Origin of the sequence: Idiomarina sp. UBA3176, assembly GCF_002364295.1 — a bacterium.
GTDB classification, from domain to species: Bacteria; Pseudomonadota; Gammaproteobacteria; order Enterobacterales; family Alteromonadaceae; genus Idiomarina; species Idiomarina loihiensis.
Genome location: NZ_DEXU01000002.1, coordinates 45245 through 62727 on the forward strand (window position 1 = coordinate 45245; position 17483 = coordinate 62727).

Sequence of the window (17483 nt, forward strand, 5' to 3'; positions counted from 1 at the left end):
CTAGAATAAGTCGTCATCATCTTCTTGAAAGATATCGCCATTAGACTGACCGTTATCGCGACTGTACTCAGTGGGTTCGGTACCACGTATAAAGTATTCAAACCGCGTGGTGTAGTCACTTTTGTGTGATAACTTGCCGCTTTCTAAGTCGATACGGACATTCACCACACCCGGCGGAATACCAAAATCGCGTGACGGAAACAGCGGTAGCGCCTTCTCCATAAACAGGATCCAGCCCGGCAACGCAGTTTTCGCACCCGCTTCACCGCCAGTTATTGCCTGCTGACTGGAGTCGACTTCAGGATGCTTTGACGTGCGTCCTAATTTACGGGAAACATCATCAAACCCAACCCAGACAGTTGTCGCAAGGTCCGAGGTAAAACCTGAGAACCATGTATCACGAACATCGTTGGTGGTACCGGTTTTACCGGCAATGTTGCGACCAACAGCTTCAGTAATGGGTTTAGAGCGCTGAATACGCCAGGACGTACCGTTCCAGCCTGTGCCATTTGCCCAGCTGCCGCCGCCCCAGACCGCTGAGTTCATTGCCTGCTCAACCAGGAACGCATTTTGTTCGCTAATCACCTGCGGAGCCGGGTTGTCACAGTCGAAACAAGCGCGCACCGGGTCGGTTTCTTTAATCACATTACCATCGGCGTCTTCAATACGTTTGATAAAGTAGGGCTCTATCAGAAATCCACCGTTCGAGAACGCCGCATAAGCGCGAGCTACTTGCATGGGTGTCATTGAAAGAGAACCCAGAGAAAGCGATTCGTTCTCGGGAATTTTTGAGCGATCCAGACCAAATTTGGCCAGGTGATCCGCCACTTTTTTAACTCCCAGTTCGCGAATTAAGCGCACCGAGACCACGTTCTTTGACTTAGCCAGAGCTTTACGCAAACGGATAGGGCCTTCATAGACTTCCGGCGAGTTCTTCGGTCGCCAGGCGACACCGGAACCCGGGTTCCATTGGTTAATGGGGGCATCATTCACCAAAGTAGCCAGAGTTAAGCCCTCTTCAAATGCGGCTGAATAAATCAGAGGTTTAATGTTTGAACCGACCTGACGCTCTGCCTGCAAAGCGCGGTTGTACTGGCTCAGCTGGAAACTGTACCCACCAACAACCGCGGCAACGGCACCATCGTCGGGTCGTAAAGAGACAATAGCGGAACTGGGTTCGGGAATTTGCGCCAGTCGCCATTCGCTGCCGTCATTTACCCGACGCAACCAAATAACATGACCCGGCTGCATAATGTCAGCTGCGGTTTCCGGAGGCGGGCCCTGACGTTCTTCGTTTAAGTACTCGCGAGCCCAGTGCATAGCTTCCCATGGCAGGGTAAGTTTGCCCTCTCCCTTCACTAATACGTCAGCCGTTTGCTCCTCGACTGCGGTCACAACCGCCGGCGTTACCGCACCAATAACACGCAGTTGCTCCAGGTACTTGCGTATGGCTAGTTCTTTAACCGGCTCTTCATTCTTCTCTGCTGACCACAATAAACTAACAGGACCGCGATAACCGTGTCGCTCATCATAGCTGTGCAGGTTATCCCATATAGCCTGGCGCGCAGCCAACTGTACGTCGCTTCTGATGGTTGTGTACACCTGATAACCTTCGTTATAGGCTTTATCTTCACCATAGCGATCAACCATTTCCTGACGCACCATTTCTGCCAGGTAAGGCGCGTGCACTGTCACCTCAGCGCCATGGCGTCGAGCTGTGACAGGAGCATTTGCGGCTTCTTCAAACTCAGCACGAGTAATTTTCTTCTCGTCCAGCATGCGCAATAAGACAACGCGTCGACGAGCTTTAGAGGCAGTAGGGTTTGAAATAGGGTTCAGGTTAGACGGTGCTTTAGGCAAACCGGCAATGGTTGCCATTTGCGCCAGCGTCAGTTCGTTTAACGGCTTACCGTAGTACACCTGCGCGGCTGCACCGACACCGTGGGCACGATGACCAAAGGTAATTTTATTCAAATAAAGTTCAAGAATTTCGTCTTTACTCAACAACTGTTCAATGTGGACAGCGATAAAAGACTCTTTCACCTTACGCATCCAGGCACGGTCAAAGCTTAAGAAGAAGTTTCGCGCCAGTTGCATGGTAATGGTACTGGCACCTTCCTGAATTTCACCGGTGGTGAGCAACACGCTAAAAGCCCTGGCAACACCTATTGGATCAACCCCAAAGTGCTGATAAAAACGGCTGTCTTCGGTAGCGAGAAAAGCATCAATAAGCGGTTGAGGTACATCTTCCAGTTTTACCGGAATTCGGCGCTTTTCGCCAAACTGCGAGATCAGTTCACCGTCAGCGCTAAACACCTGCATGGGTGTTTGCAAACGCACGTCCCGCAAGGTTTCCACACTGGGTAACTCGGGCTTAACGTATAAGTAAAGGCTGCCAACCGTTACCCCGCCAAGAATAATACACACCAGCAAGGTGTAGATTAGCCGCTTAAACCACTTCAATTATCTGCTCCATGACTTCATTTTTACTACGTCAGAACTTACGCCAGAACTTACTCCAGAATCACGCCAGAGTGTTGAAACCGAAATCACCGACATAAATTAGCTCATAACTCTTACTGACTATTATGGAGGATTTTTGTTCACAACACTACGCTTGCATCTGGCTTTTCTACAATAAGGATATTGTCTAATGTCATTACTTCGGCAACAACCACTTGCTGTGCAAATTAATCGTGAAAATTGTCTGGTTTTACAATTGTCCCGCCGGGGTCGGCATTTTGTTGTCGAACACTTTTCTCAGCAGCACCATAGCAGCTTAACCGGCAAGGGCTTAAAACCAGACAGTATTGTCTCGGCACTGGACTACAGCGCAACCCACTATCAGAAAATTCCGTTAGACAATAACCAGCAGGTTGAAGAGCAATTACTGGAAAAATTACCGCCCCAGCTAAAACGCAATACCGGTATAAGCTACGACTACTGCACCCATAACCACGGGCAAGAAGCAGAAGCGGTTATTGGCCAGCGTTCAGCACTGGAGGAATTGCTGGTCTTACTGGCCCCGCTGAAAATGCCGGTGCAAGTGGTTGAACCCGTTTATCAGTCAGTAGTACGGGCAGCTAATGCGGTTTTGCCTTACCTTTGGCCTGACAATACCAAGTTCGAGACTGACATGGCGTGGATAGTCGTTGAGCTCCGTCAGCAACAATCCATTTTGCTTTATTGCAAGAACGGCGTCTTTCAGCGGCTCGACTCTGTCGACACCAACAATTTGGTGGGCTTTTTGCTTAAGGCTCAGCTGTCTCATCAATTCAGCTGGGTAATGAGTTTTGGCGATAAAGCCATTCAGTCGCAACTTGAACGGCAACTTTCTAATCAACAACTGAAGCACCTGGCGCTTTCTACAGCACCCTTTTTCCAGAACAATGTTGCCCCTATTGTTTCGGCCTTAGATAACGAATTAGTGCTGCTGGGTTTAGCTTTGCGGGGGTTCAGTCAATGGCATCGCTAAACCTGTTGCAATGGCGGGAACAAAGCCTATGGCTACGTTACCGTGCGCTGCATTGTCTGGGGATTCTCCTGCTGCTTATTGTCGGCGCTGTATCCGTGCAATGGGTCATTTCTTATGAGAGTTACCTGAGCAACTTAAAGCATCAACTAGCGGAGCAAAAGCTGGCACTGGAAGAGCAGAACATTCAGCTAAAGCGCTGGAAGCTCTACCAAAAACAGCAACAGTTGCAAAAAGCCTTTACCCACCGAAAGCATACTAGCCACGAGATGCTCAACGCATTTTACGCTCTGCTTGAGCGAACACAGCACCAACTCCGGCAGCGCGAGTTTTCCCTTAGCCAGTCTCAAATGAAACTCACCGCCATCTACCGGCAGATACCGCAGGTTAATGAACAGTATTTATGGCTGGAAAAACAGTTAGTAGAGCCCGGACTAAAACAACAACTATTGCCTCAGCAAGGTGTGGTGTTCTCCTACATTCGTTCTCAGAAAAACGTGAATAGCGGAGCTGAACCTAATGGCTGAGTCACTTAAAAAACCGCTGTGGTTATGGGTCGCTGCTGTTCTGCTTTTCACGGTGGCAGCTATTGGTGTCAGTTACTTTCTTACCGGCTATCAGGCAAGCCAGCTAAATGAGCTGCTTCGAAAGCAAGAGAAGCAACTGCAGCGGTACGTTCCCGGGGTTCCTGAGCAAGCCGAGTCAGTTGTAACGAAGCACGCAGAGACGGATGTCTCCACTTTATTAACGCAGGCGGCAAGGCAACACAACGTCGACCTCTATTATCAACAAAGCCCGGAAAACGCTGAGCAATGGCTGGTTGGTGTTACCGGCGCTTACCAGAACGCGCTACGGCTGGTCGCTTCTATCATGCAGGAGCAGCAGGAAGTGCGACAGCCGTTTCCATTTACGCAAACACTAAAGTGGCGCGACACCGGGGAAAACAGCGGCAAATTAAGCTGGCAATTTCTCTGGTTAACGGCTGGCAGCCCAGCGCTCTCAGAACTTAGCGCCCATTCGTTGTTTAAATCAGACTTCCCGGACGTTATCGCAGAGCCTATCGAGTGCTTGGGCAAACCTGAAATGCAAAGCGATATTCACATTAACGACTGGTCTCTGGTGCAGTTAATTGCCACTCAAACCTCTCCGGTTAAAAAAGCCCTGCTGAAAATACCGAACCAACCACTGCTGACACTCGCGGCAAGTAGCTGGATAGCGGCCCCTCTCATGCAGCTACAAAGCGTTAACGGCGAATACGCCGAATTTCAGCTTTGGGAAAAGCAATCCGGATGCTGGTCAGCAAAATCGTTGAAAATCCATTTAACTAAGGACAATTCCTCACAATGATACCAACACGACTCTCTTTTTATGTCTTTTTGCTGCTGGCTATTCTGAGTTTCCAGCCCGTGTCTGCAGTCTATGCAGCCGACAAGAACTGGCAAAGCCTGCTTAGCGAACAACAGCGCTTACAACCGGTATCTCTCAACACCCGTAAAATGCCGCTGCGCGACCTCATACAGCTATTAGCGGATCAGCACCAACTGAACATATTGATGACCGACAACGTGAAGGGTGAGTCCAGTCTGAAGCTGAATGGTGTGGCATGGCAGGACGCATTTGCTACGTTAATCGCCAGCCATGATCTCGCTATTCGTCTGCAGGGCTCTATGCTGCGCATTGATGTTGCCGGTGAACACACCACAGATAGCAACGAGTATCGCTCGATTTTACTCAGCGTTAACTTCGCAAAGGCCAGCGACTTAGCCAAGCTACTAAAAAACGAGCAGCAGAGCTTTCTGTCACCAAACGGTGCGGTAAGCGTCGATGCACGTACCAATACACTTATTCTACGGGATACACCAGAGCAACTGGCAACTATCCGGCAACTGGTTAATGATCTGGACGTGCCGGTTAAACAGGTACTGATTGAAGCCCGCATGGTCACCGTAAAAGCGAATGTTAGTAAAGAACTGGGCATTCGCTGGGGTGTTTCGGAATACGGTCTGGCAATACCCGAAGACGCCGGAAGTTTTGTTAAAGGCATGCAGGTAGACTTGCCTACCGCCGCACCCGCCGGCACTTTTTCTGCTAATTTAGCGCGGCTGAGTGACGATATTCTGCTGGATCTCGAACTAACTGCACTGGAGCAGGAGAACAAAGCAGAAATTATTACCAGCCCAAAAATTTTCACGTCGAACCAACAACCCGCCTACATAGAGCAGGGCACCGAAATACCTTATGTAGAAACCGCCGCACACGGCGCTACTGCAGTGCAGTTTAAAAAAGCGGTAATGGGCTTAAGCGTTACACCGCAAATTACTCCCAACAACCATGTTTTAATGGAGCTGACCATAACTCAAAACACGCGCGGCGATACCATTGCCACCCCAACCGGCCCAGCTGTTGCTATCGACACTCAGGAAATGTCCACCCGTGTGCTGGCAAAAAATGGCGAAACTATCGTTCTGGGCGGAATCTTTCAGGAACATAACTTGAATGATGACAGTCGCGTCCCCATCTTAGGGTCGCTGCCATTAATCGGGAAATTGTTCTCTCATCAGCAGCAACGCGATGAAAAGCGGGAACTTATGATTTTTGTAACACCAACGATATTGCCACAAAGTTAGTCCAAAAGCCGATTACTATTGCTAAAGTGGGCTCAAGTTGCGATAATCGCGCTTCTTTTCGTTGGGTTGGGGGACGTCTCCAGACACTCCGGATTCGTGAGTTACAGCTAATTTTAACCAATGATGTAAGCAGGAATATGGCTGAGAAACGTAATATTTTTCTTGTTGGGCCCATGGGGGCTGGCAAAAGTACGATTGGCCGTCAAATCGCCAGACAATTACATTTAGAGTTCTACGACTCAGATTCTGAAATTGAGCGCCGCACAGGTGCCGAAATCAGTTGGGTGTTCGAGCTTGAAGGTGAAGAAGGCTTTCGTGCACGCGAAGAAAAAGTGATCGAAGAGCTTACCGAAAACATGGGCATCGTCTTAGCGACAGGTGGCGGCTCGGTCATGAGCAAAGAAAGCCGTAACCGGTTATCGGCTCGGGGTGTGGTGGTTTATTTAAAGACCCCTATCGAGAAGCAGTTGGCTCGTACCCAGCGTGATAAACGCCGGCCTCTAATTGCCGAAGCTGAAGACCCACGCAAAGTGCTTGAAGAGCTGGCACAAGAGCGCGATCCTTTGTACGAAGAAATTGCCGACATTACGGTGCAAACCGATGAGCAAAGTGCAAAGTTTGTGGTCAACGACATTATCGAACAGCTTGAGTCCATTAACGGTCTTGGGTAAGTAACAGGAGCTGCGTTCATGGCTGAGGTTAACGTCTCTTTAGGTGAACGCAGCTACACTATCTACATTGGTAACGCCCTGTTACCCAACTATGTAGAGCGCCTTCCGCACAAACTGAATCAACAACTGCTGGTCATCACCAACCCGACCATTAGTCAGTACTACCTTAAGCCGTTATTAAAAAACCTAGCTGGTCACCAGGTGAAAGTGTTTGAAATGCGCGACGGCGAGCAGTTCAAAAGCCTGGACAGCTGCGCCGAAGCCATGGATATTCTGATAGACGCAGGTTTTAACCGCGACTGTGGCATCATCGCCTTAGGCGGCGGTGTGGTCGGTGATTTAGCCGGTTTTGTGGCGTCAACTTTTCAACGCGGTGTCGATTTTTACCAAATTCCAACCACCTTATTGTCGCAGGTCGACTCTTCCGTGGGCGGAAAAACAGCGGTTAATCACCCCCAGGGCAAAAACCTGATTGGCGCTTTTTATCAGCCTAAGTCTGTGGTTATCGACATTGACTGCCTGCAAACCCTGACCGAACGTGACTACCGTAGCGGTTTAGCCGAAATAGTAAAATACGGCGTTATCTACGACGCTGACTTTTTCCAATGGCTGGAACAACATACCGAAGAATTAAATCTGCAAGATCCGGCCGCACTGACCTACGCTATTCAACGCAGTTGCGAAATTAAAGCCGAAGTTGTGGCGTTAGACGAGCGCGAAAAAGGCCTGCGGGCATTGCTGAATTTAGGTCACACCTTTGGCCATGCCATTGAAGCCGCCACCGAATACGGTGCATGGACACACGGCGAGGCAGTTGCTGCTGGCATTATAATTGCATCTAAGCTGTCAGAAGTGACACAGCGGCTCAATTCGTCAGATTTTCGACGCATTAAAGATTTACTGCTGGCACTTAGCTTGCCAACAAAGGGCCCGCAAATGCCCTGGCAGGACTGGTTAGATTACATGCAGCGCGATAAGAAAGTAAAAGACGGTCAGCTGCATTTTGTTCTTCCGGTTGCTATTGGTCAGGCTGAAGTTGTCAGTACTGTAGAACACAATACCGTTGCTGCTGTGATCACTGAATGTTGCTAACGCCAGGGCGTTATCTCTATTCGGTTGACAGACAGGAACAGACAGATGCAAGCACTTGCAAGCCCACAACATATTGTTGCCGCGCCGGTAAAAACCAAACCGAGTCAACAACAGGTTATTGACCAGCTCCACGAGCAGTGCCAGCAGAGCGTGTCGCTTATTATGCTGCACGGTAAAGAAGGCAGCGGCAAAACCACCATTGCTGAAGTCTTTCTTGAACAAGCGTCAGAATACGCTGAAGTCGCGTTTATCAGCGCCAACGAGCGCTCTACCAATGACCGCCTCCGCGCGCAAATTCTGAACCAACTGTTCGGTACTATCAGCATTAACGACGAGTCGTTAAGTCGCCAAATTCAACGCCAGCGCCCGCTAAAGCACGCCATTGTTGTTATTGATAACGGCGAACAGCTATCCGAAAGCTTTATGGCCGAGTGCATTTCTACCGTTACCCAACTGAGTGCCATTGGTCAGCGCACCAGTATTATCATTACCGGAGATAGTCGCTGGGCTCAACAGCAACGTCCGGCACCGCACTTGCGGGTGCAGGGGCCAACCATGATAGAAGTCCAGCCACTGAACCACGACGAACAAATACGTTTTGTGCAGGCGTTATTACCAGAAAAACAGCGCAGCTTCTGGAATCTGGAACGCATTCAGCAATTTTTAAATTCCATTCATGGGTTTCCCGGAGAAATTCAGCAACGTCTGCAATTTACTCTGACCACTCAGGCTGCCCGTTATCGCGATACCACGACAGACGAGAATTCCCACAAGAATGCCGACGGGAAAGACGCCAACGAACAGAGCACAGCGAAACATAGCCCGGAACAAAACAACCGTCGGAAAATGCGCCTTTGGCCTATTATTTTAGTTACAGTGGTTATTAGTCTGGCTTTTGCCGCTTTTTTGAATAAAGAACAGTTAACCGCCTATTGGCAGCAAGTGAACCCTGAATCAGCGGCACCGGCAGAAACAACCGCCGGAGACGCTGCAAACAACACGACAGAAAGCGTGCCTGAAACAACAGCAGAAGCAACAGAGCAAGCCGCCAGCCTGCCAAGTTTTGAGCCTTTAACCGAGCGTTCTTTAGAACTGGTTCCTGCAGAATTAGCGGCGTCTTACCGGAACGCTCTGGGCACACTGAATACTGTCGCTGCCTCTGAAATATCAGAAGGCGAAATCTCACTTGGCTTCATAAAGCAACAACAGCCTCAGGAAGCCGAGCCTGTCGGACAATCTAACGAGCAGTCGCCAGCCGAGGCAGGCATTGATACCGTTGTAGCCCAACCAGAACCAGAAGTTAAAGCAGAACAACCTGAGCCGCAACCGCAACAGCCCCAACGTGCGTTGCCGTTCCAGACCCAATGGGCGCTGGATCAGGGCTCAGGCAACTATACACTGCAAATCAGCATTATTAGCGACCCGCAGCTACTGCGCAATTTCCGTAACGACTACGGCATAGCCGGTAATACCCAGGTTTACCAGCGTGCCGACCAACGTTATGTGGTTATCTTTGGCAGCTACCCCAGCATTGAGCAAGCACGTGCAGCCGCCACGCAGTTGCCAGCTGAAGTGCAGCAAATGGAACCCTGGGCTAAGTCGTTTGCCAGTGTACAAAGCGACATTAATAACCAGTAGCGGGACGAATAGCTCAGTCAGCAATTTTCATCCCCCGGCCTTTGGGTTACAATCCGCAAAGGATAAACCAACGGCCGGCGCATGAAGAAGAATCGGGCATTTTTAAAATGGGCAGGCGGTAAGTACTCACTTATCGAGCCGATAACAGCACGCTTGCCGCAAGGTAAAAAGCTCATCGAGCCTTTTGTGGGCGCCGGTTCAGTCTTTCTGAATACCGACTACGACAGCTACCTACTTAACGACATTAATCAGGATCTCATTACCCTGTATCAGTTTGTGAAGCGCCGTCCTAAAACTTTTATTCAGGACGCCCGCAAACTGTTCGTTGACCGCAACAACCAGGCCGACGCCTATTACGCCCTGCGCGCCGCCTTTAATGCCAGCAGCGACCCATACTTTCGTTCATTGCTTTTTTTGTATATGAACCGCCACGGCTACAACGGCTTGTGTCGTTATAACAGCAAAGGCATTTTTAACGTGCCTTTTGGTGACTACCGCAAACCGTACTTCCCGGAAAAAGAACTCGAGCATTTTTCCGAGAAAGCGCGCAAAGCCAAGTTTATTTGCCGTCCATTTGAACAGGTTTTTCGACGTGCACGACAAGGCGATGTGATTTACTGCGACCCACCCTACGCACCGCTGGACCAGACCTCTAACTTTACCAGCTACGCCACCGGTGGCTTTGGCCTGACCGATCAGGACGAGTTAGCTCGCCGCGCGGTACAGGTTGCAAAGAAACGCCATATTCCGGTACTGATCAGCAACCACGACACCGACCTCACCCGCGCCTTGTACAAGCACGCCGATATCAGTAGCTTGTCGGTTTCGCGCAGCATTAGCCAAAAAGGCGACGGCCGCAAACCCGTGGCCGAGCTGCTCGCCTTATATGATAGCGAAGTCAATAAAAGCAACGTGGTTTCTCTTAGCAACTCATTGAAGAAAGTAGGCACATGAACTGGCATTTAAAAGCATTTAACGACCTTTCACTGCGTGATCTTTACGACTTACTGAAACTTAGACAAGAAGTTTTCGTGGTGGAGCAAACCTGTCCTTACCTGGACGCTGACGGCGCCGATGAGCAGGCCTTACATTTGTACGCCCGCAACAATGCCGATGAAATGATCGCCTACGCCCGGCTATACCTGGCCACCGCCGATACCGGCTATTCTCGTATTGGTCGGGTAATAACCCACGAGAAAGTGCGAGGTCAGAAGCTGGGTGTTGAAGTCATGCAACGCAGCATCGACTATCTTGAAGAATATGCCCCCAAAGCCCCAATTCGGGTCGGCGCTCAGGTTTATTTGTTGAAGTTCTACCAAAGCTTTGGTTTTGAAGCCATTAGCGAAGAGTATCTGGAAGACGATATTCCGCACATTGATATGCAACGTAAGGCTGCGCAGTGATCGTCGCCCCCGTACTTTGTCAAAGTGATGCTGAAGCAGCCGCTGACATTGCAAAGCGCTGGGGCCTGCCTACCAAGGCAAGCGAGCAGGATGCCTTTCAGCTTTGGCTGACCGAGGGCGTGCTGGCATTGCACTGGCTGCAAAGTCCCCAGAAAATGTCGCCTTTAGTGGTGGACTTTCATCAGGGTAAAGCGGCCTACCGAGCGCAGAACACGCAGTTAAAAAACGAAGCCATCGCCAAAGCGGTTGGTGTTAGTGGGCAGTTTAAGCCATCGGTTGTCGATGGCACCGCCGGCCTGGGGCGGGATGCTTTTGTACTGGCGGGCTTAGGTTGTAACGTGCAACTCATAGAGCGACACCCGGTTGTCGCGGCACTGCTCGATAATGGCCTGCACAGGGCCCAGCAGGAAGCCGACTTCATTGGTGAAACCTGCCAACGCATGCAGCTAATTGGCACCGACAACCTGTTTACCGGTCATGGTTATACTCAAGAGCCCGATGTGGTTTATTTAGACCCCATGTACCCAAAAACCGGCAAGCAGAAGGCACAGGTAAAAAAAGACATGCAAATGTTCCAGCAGTTGGTCGGCAGTGACGAAGACGCCGATACCCTGCTGGAACCCGCCCTCGCTCTGGCCAAATATAGGGTCGTAGTAAAGCGCCCCAACAGCGCACCTTTTCTGGCCGGGCGTGAACCAAACAGTCAAATTAAGAGTAAAAAACATCGCTTTGATGTTTACATAAAACGAGGTTTTCATGAGTCAGCAAATTAAAGAAGGCGATAAAATTCCATCAGGTTCACTGACCAGCAAAGGTGATCTTGGCATTCAGAACTACGACCCGGCAGAGATTTTTGCCAAAGGCACACACGTACTGTTTTCAGTGCCTGGCGCATTTACTCCGACCTGTTCGGAGAAACACCTGCCCGGCTACGTAGAACACGCCGAAGCATTAAAAGAAGCGGGTGTTCTGAGCATTAATTGTGTGGCTGTAAATGACGCCTTTGTTATGAAGGCCTGGGGCGAATCATTAGGGATCGGAGAAAAGGTTCGGTTATTGTCCGACGGCAACGGCGCGTACAACCAGACAATGGGCCTGAGCATGGACACTGGTAACTTCGGCGGCATACGTTCTAAGCGCTACGCGATGATCATCACCGACGGCAAAGTCAAAGGCGTGTTTGTAGAAGAGGACAAGTCCTTTGAAGTGAGCAAAGCCGAATACATACTGGAGCAACTGCAGAAATAATGTCGAACTGGGATGTGATTATTATTGGTGCCGGCGCGGCGGGGTTGCATTGCGCCGCCCATGCCGCACAGCGCGGTAAGTCGGTGCTGGTATTGGATCACGCCAAGCAGGCAGGCAAGAAAATTCTGATTTCCGGCGGCGGTCGCTGCAATTTCACCAATATGTACGCCGGCCCGGAAAACTTTCTGTCTTCCAACCCGCATTTTTGCAAATCGGCACTCAGCCGCTACACCCAATGGGACTTTATTGGCCTGGTGGCTGAATACGGCATTGCCTACCACGAGAAAACCTTAGGCCAGTTGTTTTGCGACGACTCTGCCAAAGACATTGTACGCATGCTGATGAGCGAATGCGACCGCCACGGTGCCAAGGTACAGTTACGTACCGACATTGTCTCGGTAGATTATGACGACAACTACCGCATTGAAACCAGCCGCGGCGACTACCGCTGCGACAAACTGGTTATCGCTTGTGGTGGGTTGTCTATGCCCAAACTGGGTGCGACTCCGCTGGGGTATCAAATTGCCGAGCAGTTTGGACATTCCATTGTGCCGGTACGCGCCGGTTTAGTGCCTTTTACCCTGCAAGATGACGAAAAAGCCCGCTTTGCCGAGCTTTCCGGTGTGGCTGTACCCGTCAGTGCAGAGGCTCATGGCGGCTATTTCCGCGAAGCCATGCTGTTTACCCACCGCGGCGTCAGCGGACCGGCAATTTTGCAGGTTTCCTCCTACTGGCAGCCCGGCGAAGCCGTTACCATTAACCTGTTGCCCGACTTAGACGCTTTTGAATGGCTGCAAAGCCAACAACAGCAACAACCCAAAACCCAGCTCAATACCGTATTACAGCAACACTTCCCTAAGCGAGTGGTTACTGCGCTGGCAGAGCACCACCAATGGCCGCTACACAACAAACTGGCCGATACCTCTAACGCACAGTTTCAGGCTATAGCCGACAACCTTAACCGCTGGCAGCTAAAACCCAACGGCACCGAAGGTTACCGCACCGCCGAAGTCACCTTAGGCGGCGTAAACGTCGACGAAATCAGCTCTAAAACCATGGAAAGCCAGAAACAACCCGGCCTGTACTTTATTGGCGAAGTGCTGGACGTAACCGGCTGGTTGGGAGGCTTTAATTTCCAGTGGGCGTGGAGCAGTGGTTTTGCTTGTGGGTCGGAGGTTTAAGTGATTGCCAGAGCGATCACTTGTGCTGTTTAGTTCCGCTTGGTGCCAGGAGGCGGACCGGGATCAGACTAATTAGCCGACAACTATATTTTATTCAATGGGTAAATAAATATCGGTTATCATTTCGTTCTCTGGCACATCCGGGAAAAAGCTGACTCGCTCGAAGTAAATAGGAAAATCCCGCACTTCAACCTTAGACTTTGGCAGCCATTGGGTATAAAGAAAGCTTACTATCACACCGATAGAGTCGTCGCTACCAATATGCCTAATCACCGCGCATCGTCCCGCAGGAATAACTTTGTTGACTATGCCGTAGTCATTGGCGGCGACAGGCTTATCGACAGAGCAGGCGATATCGAGTCGATAGTCGTCTGGTGCGGTAACATTCGGGTCATCGTAAACCAAGTTAAATGTCTTACTTTTGCTTGGCGGGAGATGATTAAGCTTTCTCCATTCAATAAATTTTTGTAGCGAAGCCCCCAATAAACTTGGCGCCCCGCGATGTTCCATTACCGCGATTAACGTTGCGGGAAACGCTTTAATATCAACGTTAAATTTTGTGCCGTTATCCATAATATTTTTCCTTAGCATTAATATAGGTTCATATTTCTCGTGCCAAGGGGTCCAATTAGCCGCCTTTCTGAATTCGGATGGACTTTTATCAAAGTGCTTTTTAAACACCCGAGAAAAGGCTTCATGACTCTCGTAGCCATTTGCCAGCGCTATATCCAGAACTCTTTCATGATCTCTGTAGGCCAACTGATAAGCAGCCCTTTTGAGCCTAAGCAACCGTACCAGTTTTATTACCGACATTCCCATGAATGCCGAACACTGCCTGTGAAAGTGATACTTGGACAAATGCGCAAGCTTGCACAGCGTATCAATATCAAGATCAGCGTCCAGATTCGCCTCAATGTGACTAATAACTTTCTCAAACCGACCTTGATAGTTCGACATATAAGTAATTCTCCCCTTAGCGGTTTAATACTAAAACTTAATAGAGGGTTAATCTTGACTAAGGTTGCTCAATATCGAGGAAAATTTGTTCTACGCAGCAGCTTTTTAGCAATACCAACACACAGCATCGCCACAGCCGTAACAACAAATAATTGTCCGAACATTTGAAGAGCGAACTTAGGCCAAATGTTAATTTCTTCGATAAAAAGTGAGTGCCATACGTAGATCAACGTTAAGCTCCCGATATCCACATTACGGTGTTACATGTGCAAAATACTGCTCATAGATACAACCTAAAAACTAATTCAACTCTACCCTGTCTTCCCAAATCAGCTCACCGTCGAGACTATGCAAGGTCACTCGGTAATTACCGGAAGGAAGATAAAGTGGTAATTGCTCACCGGCATCGGACTGAATACGGTCGGCAACATAGCCTTTATCAGTATTGTAAGCCTGAAGTATGACGGGTGTATTCTCAGGCCAGTCCGCTTCATTTGGAATATAGGCGTCTCCCAGAGCCTTCCTAAAATAGCCGATGGTTGTTGGTGGTGCTTTAGGTACCCGTATTTGGATATCAACGTTTTGCACGCTTCCGACATTGATGATATCGCCATCCTGCATGTACGCATAACTGGCTAGTGGATTATTTTCGTCGCCGCTGTACGGGCAGGCTGTTGTATCGATAGTCAGCGGATTAATACCATGGTCGTTTTTCAAGAAGTCACTCATTGTGCGGTACTTACCGCCGGGGTATTTAAGTGGTGCTTCGGCAATGTGCGCCCAACCGGCAAATATCAGGAACCGGGCGTTGTCATCTGCCTGGGCTATTTGTTCTAAGATGTTCTCAGCTTGCTGCTTATCTCTGAATGCAAAGCCTTCAGCAAAGTCCATCTCGTCCGGCGTGCTCTTTTCTGCCTCGTACCCGAACACCTTAAAGCCTAGCGCCTCAGCCTTTTGGATGAGGTTAGACATCATCGACTCCTGAAAGTAAAACTCCCTGGCTGCTTTCTCACCAGGCCCAAAAGCTTCAAAGCCAACGTGTGTAAACCCTTGATCTTTAAACCAAGGCAGCCACTTGGCGACCAGCGCTCTTGAAGCCACGTTGAAGTGGTTTTCATTCACCATAACAACCTGGTGATCCGCGACGCGCTTTTTCACCAAAGGCGTTGCTGGCATTTTTTTGACCGAGCTATCCAGCTTGCAGTGACTCTTCTCAGTATATTTAGTCAGGAACTCATAGACCTTATCAGAGCGACCCAGCATGGTATAAATTTGCGCTTCGTTTTGCGGGTTTCTGACGTAATCAAGTAACGTATTAATGCGCCCCTGTTCGAGGTAAGGAGCGATATCAGAAAGAGGGGGTTCTTTTTTTTCTGCAGACACCATTAAAGGTACACACAGTAACAACGCTAGAAAATGACGCATAACACAGAATTTTGTTGTTAAGTTGTTACCCAACGATAGCCTACTGTGTTTTATTAAACAATCGGTTATTATTTACTCACGTACACTTCGAAGGTCATCAGCATGTCACACAGCAAATTTGACGTAATACCTGCTGCCAGCTTCTCTAATATTGGGTTAGAAATGATCTCACCGTTTCCAAGCCTCTCCAGCTGGGTTCAGTGCTTGTGGGTTACTGACGACTCGAAGAACAATTCGCGCCATATTGAAGAAAAACTGTACCCCGATGCGGGGTCCAGTTTAACTTTTGAAATACGTAATACTCGGATCAATGCTCGTTATTTTCACCATACTCGGGTCGTTACTCATCGTTGGGATATATCAACGAGACACATTAGCGTACGGTTCCGCCCGGGAGGCGCGAAAGCACTGCTGGGACTGGATCTCGATGCTTCGCAGAACATCGAAATAGAGTTACTCGACACACCCTTTCCTCAACAACTAAGTTTACAGCCATTAATGGACATACTGTCCACTCTAACGGCAGACCAGCAAGTACAGGCTGTGCAGAACTGGTTACTGACGCTGAGTTATCGCGCTCAAGAACCGAATCGTAAGTGGTCAACTCTATTGGCTCATGCGTCCGCGTCTTTAATACCGCCTCAGCAACTGGCTTTACAGAACGGGTTTAGTCGACGCACACTGGAAAGGCAATTACGCAAATACTTGGGTTTTACCCCAAATCAGCTGCACGGCTTTGCTCAAATTCGAGCCGCCCGACAATATTTGATTATGACGCCAGACAGTCTCAGCGACATTGCTCTTGCCTGCGGCTACTTCGATCAAGCGCATTTTACGAATGCTTTCCGTGAGCGAGCCCTGGAAACGCCACTGCAATACCGCCAAAGAAAAATGTCGCAAATCTCCAATCGATAACTAGCGAATGTTCCTAAAGTATCCGAAGTTATTCTTTGGAGGACATTATGCAACACCGAATTTCACAATCGTCACTTTATAAACAATGCCCGCGCCTGGTGACTCATTTAACCGCCTTAGGTGATGTACCGGAATCAGCAAAGCTCCCCCCGCAACTTCTGCATCTCGTTAGACTGCGCGCATCACAATTAAATCACTGCGGTTTTTGTCAGAAAATGCATGCTGATGAAGCCCGAGCTGATGGTGAACTCCAGTCAAGGCTAGATGTGCTTCCGGCGTGGAAGGAGTTATCGTGTTTTACCGCAGAAGAGCGGGCTGCGTTGGCCTGGACGGAAGCACTAACGCTAATCAACCATGTAGAAATCACACATGCTGTCTTTCAGTCGGCACTGGACAATTTTGGAGAAAGCGGGTTAATTGAATTGACCGCGGTCATAGTACAGATAAATAGCTGGAATCGAATTGCGGTGAGTTTCCGTTTCCAACCCGACATAAAATAATGGGTCGTAGTATGAAAGCAACTTTCTTACAGCGCCTTCAAAACAACACATTAGGTATATTGGCTAGCTTGTCGTTCTTCTTTGGAAGCATGTTATTTCTACCCACCTTCGCAAGCTATGCAACAGTAGGTGTGTGGCTCTTCATGACAGGGTCAGCGTTGATGTTTATCGATATTATTCGCCCACTAAATGATTAGTGGGTGAATGGCTATCCGCCGAGCGCTCTCCTATGACACCAAATAAACTTTTCCCCTAATCAACAATTTTCCCTTTACCTCCACCACACATCTCGCTTATGCTGAATAGCCGCTTAGACGTCTAAACGGCTTGTTCGTTCATTTTGTGAGGTATTTA

General features: G+C 49.3%; 18 protein-coding genes. 15 read left to right on the forward strand and 3 right to left on the reverse strand.

Annotation, left to right across the window (positions count from 1 at the left end; genetic code table 11):
• Complete coding sequence (locus B2U97_RS00510) at positions 1-2463, reverse strand: penicillin-binding protein 1A (protein WP_286823501.1); 2463 nt, start codon at positions 2461-2463, stop codon at positions 1-3.
• A gap of 190 nt (positions 2464-2653) precedes the next feature.
• Between B2U97_RS00510 and B2U97_RS00515 the strand changes: the two genes are divergently transcribed.
• The 12 genes from B2U97_RS00515 to B2U97_RS00570 all read left to right on the forward strand — a co-directional run bounded on the left by B2U97_RS00515 (position 2654) and on the right by B2U97_RS00570 (position 13332).
• Positions 2654-3475, forward strand: coding sequence for a hypothetical protein (locus tag B2U97_RS00515; RefSeq protein ID WP_286823502.1), 822 nt, complete (start codon positions 2654-2656; stop codon positions 3473-3475).
• Positions 3463-3999, forward strand: a complete 537-nt coding sequence (locus tag B2U97_RS00520) for a hypothetical protein (protein WP_286823503.1) — start codon at positions 3463-3465, stop codon at positions 3997-3999. The genes B2U97_RS00515 and B2U97_RS00520 overlap by 13 nt, the downstream gene beginning before the upstream one ends.
• Positions 3992-4819, forward strand: coding sequence for a hypothetical protein (locus B2U97_RS00525; RefSeq protein ID WP_286823504.1), 828 nt, complete (start codon positions 3992-3994; stop codon positions 4817-4819). The genes B2U97_RS00520 and B2U97_RS00525 overlap by 8 nt, the downstream gene beginning before the upstream one ends.
• Positions 4816-6099 (forward strand): type IV pilus secretin PilQ, encoded by a 1284-nt coding sequence (locus B2U97_RS00530; RefSeq protein WP_114982337.1) that lies wholly within the window; start codon positions 4816-4818, stop codon positions 6097-6099. Before B2U97_RS00525 ends, B2U97_RS00530 begins: the two co-directional genes overlap by 4 nt.
• Before the next feature lie 137 nt (positions 6100-6236).
• Complete coding sequence (aroK, locus tag B2U97_RS00535; RefSeq protein ID WP_011235696.1) at positions 6237-6770, forward strand: shikimate kinase AroK; 534 nt, start codon at positions 6237-6239, stop codon at positions 6768-6770.
• 18 nt (positions 6771-6788) lie between these two features.
• Positions 6789-7862, forward strand: a complete 1074-nt coding sequence (gene aroB / locus B2U97_RS00540; protein WP_286823505.1) for a 3-dehydroquinate synthase — start codon at positions 6789-6791, stop codon at positions 7860-7862.
• Between the two features lie 45 nt (positions 7863-7907).
• A complete protein-coding gene (locus B2U97_RS00545; RefSeq protein ID WP_286823506.1) occupies positions 7908-9500 on the forward strand; it encodes an AAA family ATPase in 1593 nt (530 codons plus the stop codon).
• Positions 9501-9581: 81 nt separating this feature from the next.
• Positions 9582-10454 (forward strand): Dam family site-specific DNA-(adenine-N6)-methyltransferase, encoded by an 873-nt coding sequence (locus B2U97_RS00550; protein ID WP_114982334.1) that lies wholly within the window; start codon positions 9582-9584, stop codon positions 10452-10454.
• The gene (locus B2U97_RS00555) at positions 10451-10903 is read left to right on the forward strand and encodes a GNAT family N-acetyltransferase (RefSeq protein WP_114982333.1); all 453 of its coding nucleotides are present in this window, start codon (positions 10451-10453) and stop codon (positions 10901-10903) included. The genes B2U97_RS00550 and B2U97_RS00555 overlap by 4 nt, the downstream gene beginning before the upstream one ends.
• Entirely contained in the window at positions 10900-11676 is a 777-nt protein-coding gene (locus B2U97_RS00560; RefSeq protein WP_272990451.1) for a class I SAM-dependent methyltransferase, read from the forward strand. Before B2U97_RS00555 ends, B2U97_RS00560 begins: the two co-directional genes overlap by 4 nt.
• Positions 11660-12151 (forward strand): peroxiredoxin, encoded by a 492-nt coding sequence (locus B2U97_RS00565; protein WP_272990448.1) that lies wholly within the window; start codon positions 11660-11662, stop codon positions 12149-12151. Before B2U97_RS00560 ends, B2U97_RS00565 begins: the two co-directional genes overlap by 17 nt.
• Positions 12151-13332 carry an NAD(P)/FAD-dependent oxidoreductase gene (locus B2U97_RS00570; protein WP_272990445.1) on the forward strand — a complete coding sequence of 394 codons (1182 nt, stop codon included), beginning with the start codon at positions 12151-12153 and terminating at the stop codon, positions 13330-13332. The genes B2U97_RS00565 and B2U97_RS00570 overlap by 1 nt, the downstream gene beginning before the upstream one ends.
• Positions 13333-13422: 90 nt before the next feature.
• Here the strand turns inward: B2U97_RS00570 and B2U97_RS00575 are convergent, their stop codons facing one another.
• Entirely contained in the window at positions 13423-14289 is an 867-nt protein-coding gene (locus B2U97_RS00575) for an AraC family transcriptional regulator (RefSeq protein WP_114982329.1), read from the reverse strand.
• A gap of 300 nt (positions 14290-14589) precedes the next feature.
• Positions 14590-15714: a hypothetical protein gene (locus tag B2U97_RS00580; RefSeq protein WP_286823508.1), complete on the reverse strand. Its 1125-nt coding sequence runs from the start codon at positions 15712-15714 to the stop codon at positions 14590-14592.
• A 102-nt stretch (positions 15715-15816) separates the two neighbouring features.
• On the opposite strand from B2U97_RS00580, the gene B2U97_RS00585 reads away from it, so the two are divergent.
• Genes B2U97_RS00585 through B2U97_RS00595 form a run of 3 tightly spaced genes read left to right on the forward strand, consistent with a single transcriptional unit; the run spans position 15817 to position 17326 of the window.
• On the forward strand, positions 15817-16629 hold the full coding sequence (locus tag B2U97_RS00585) for a helix-turn-helix transcriptional regulator (protein ID WP_114982327.1): 813 nt from the start codon (positions 15817-15819) through the stop codon (positions 16627-16629).
• Between the two features lie 47 nt (positions 16630-16676).
• The gene (locus B2U97_RS00590; protein WP_272990441.1) at positions 16677-17129 is read left to right on the forward strand and encodes a carboxymuconolactone decarboxylase family protein; all 453 of its coding nucleotides are present in this window, start codon (positions 16677-16679) and stop codon (positions 17127-17129) included.
• Positions 17130-17140: 11 nt separating this feature from the next.
• A complete protein-coding gene (locus B2U97_RS00595; RefSeq protein WP_272990438.1) occupies positions 17141-17326 on the forward strand; it encodes a YrhK family protein in 186 nt (61 codons plus the stop codon).
• Positions 17327-17483: the final 157 nt, after the last annotated feature.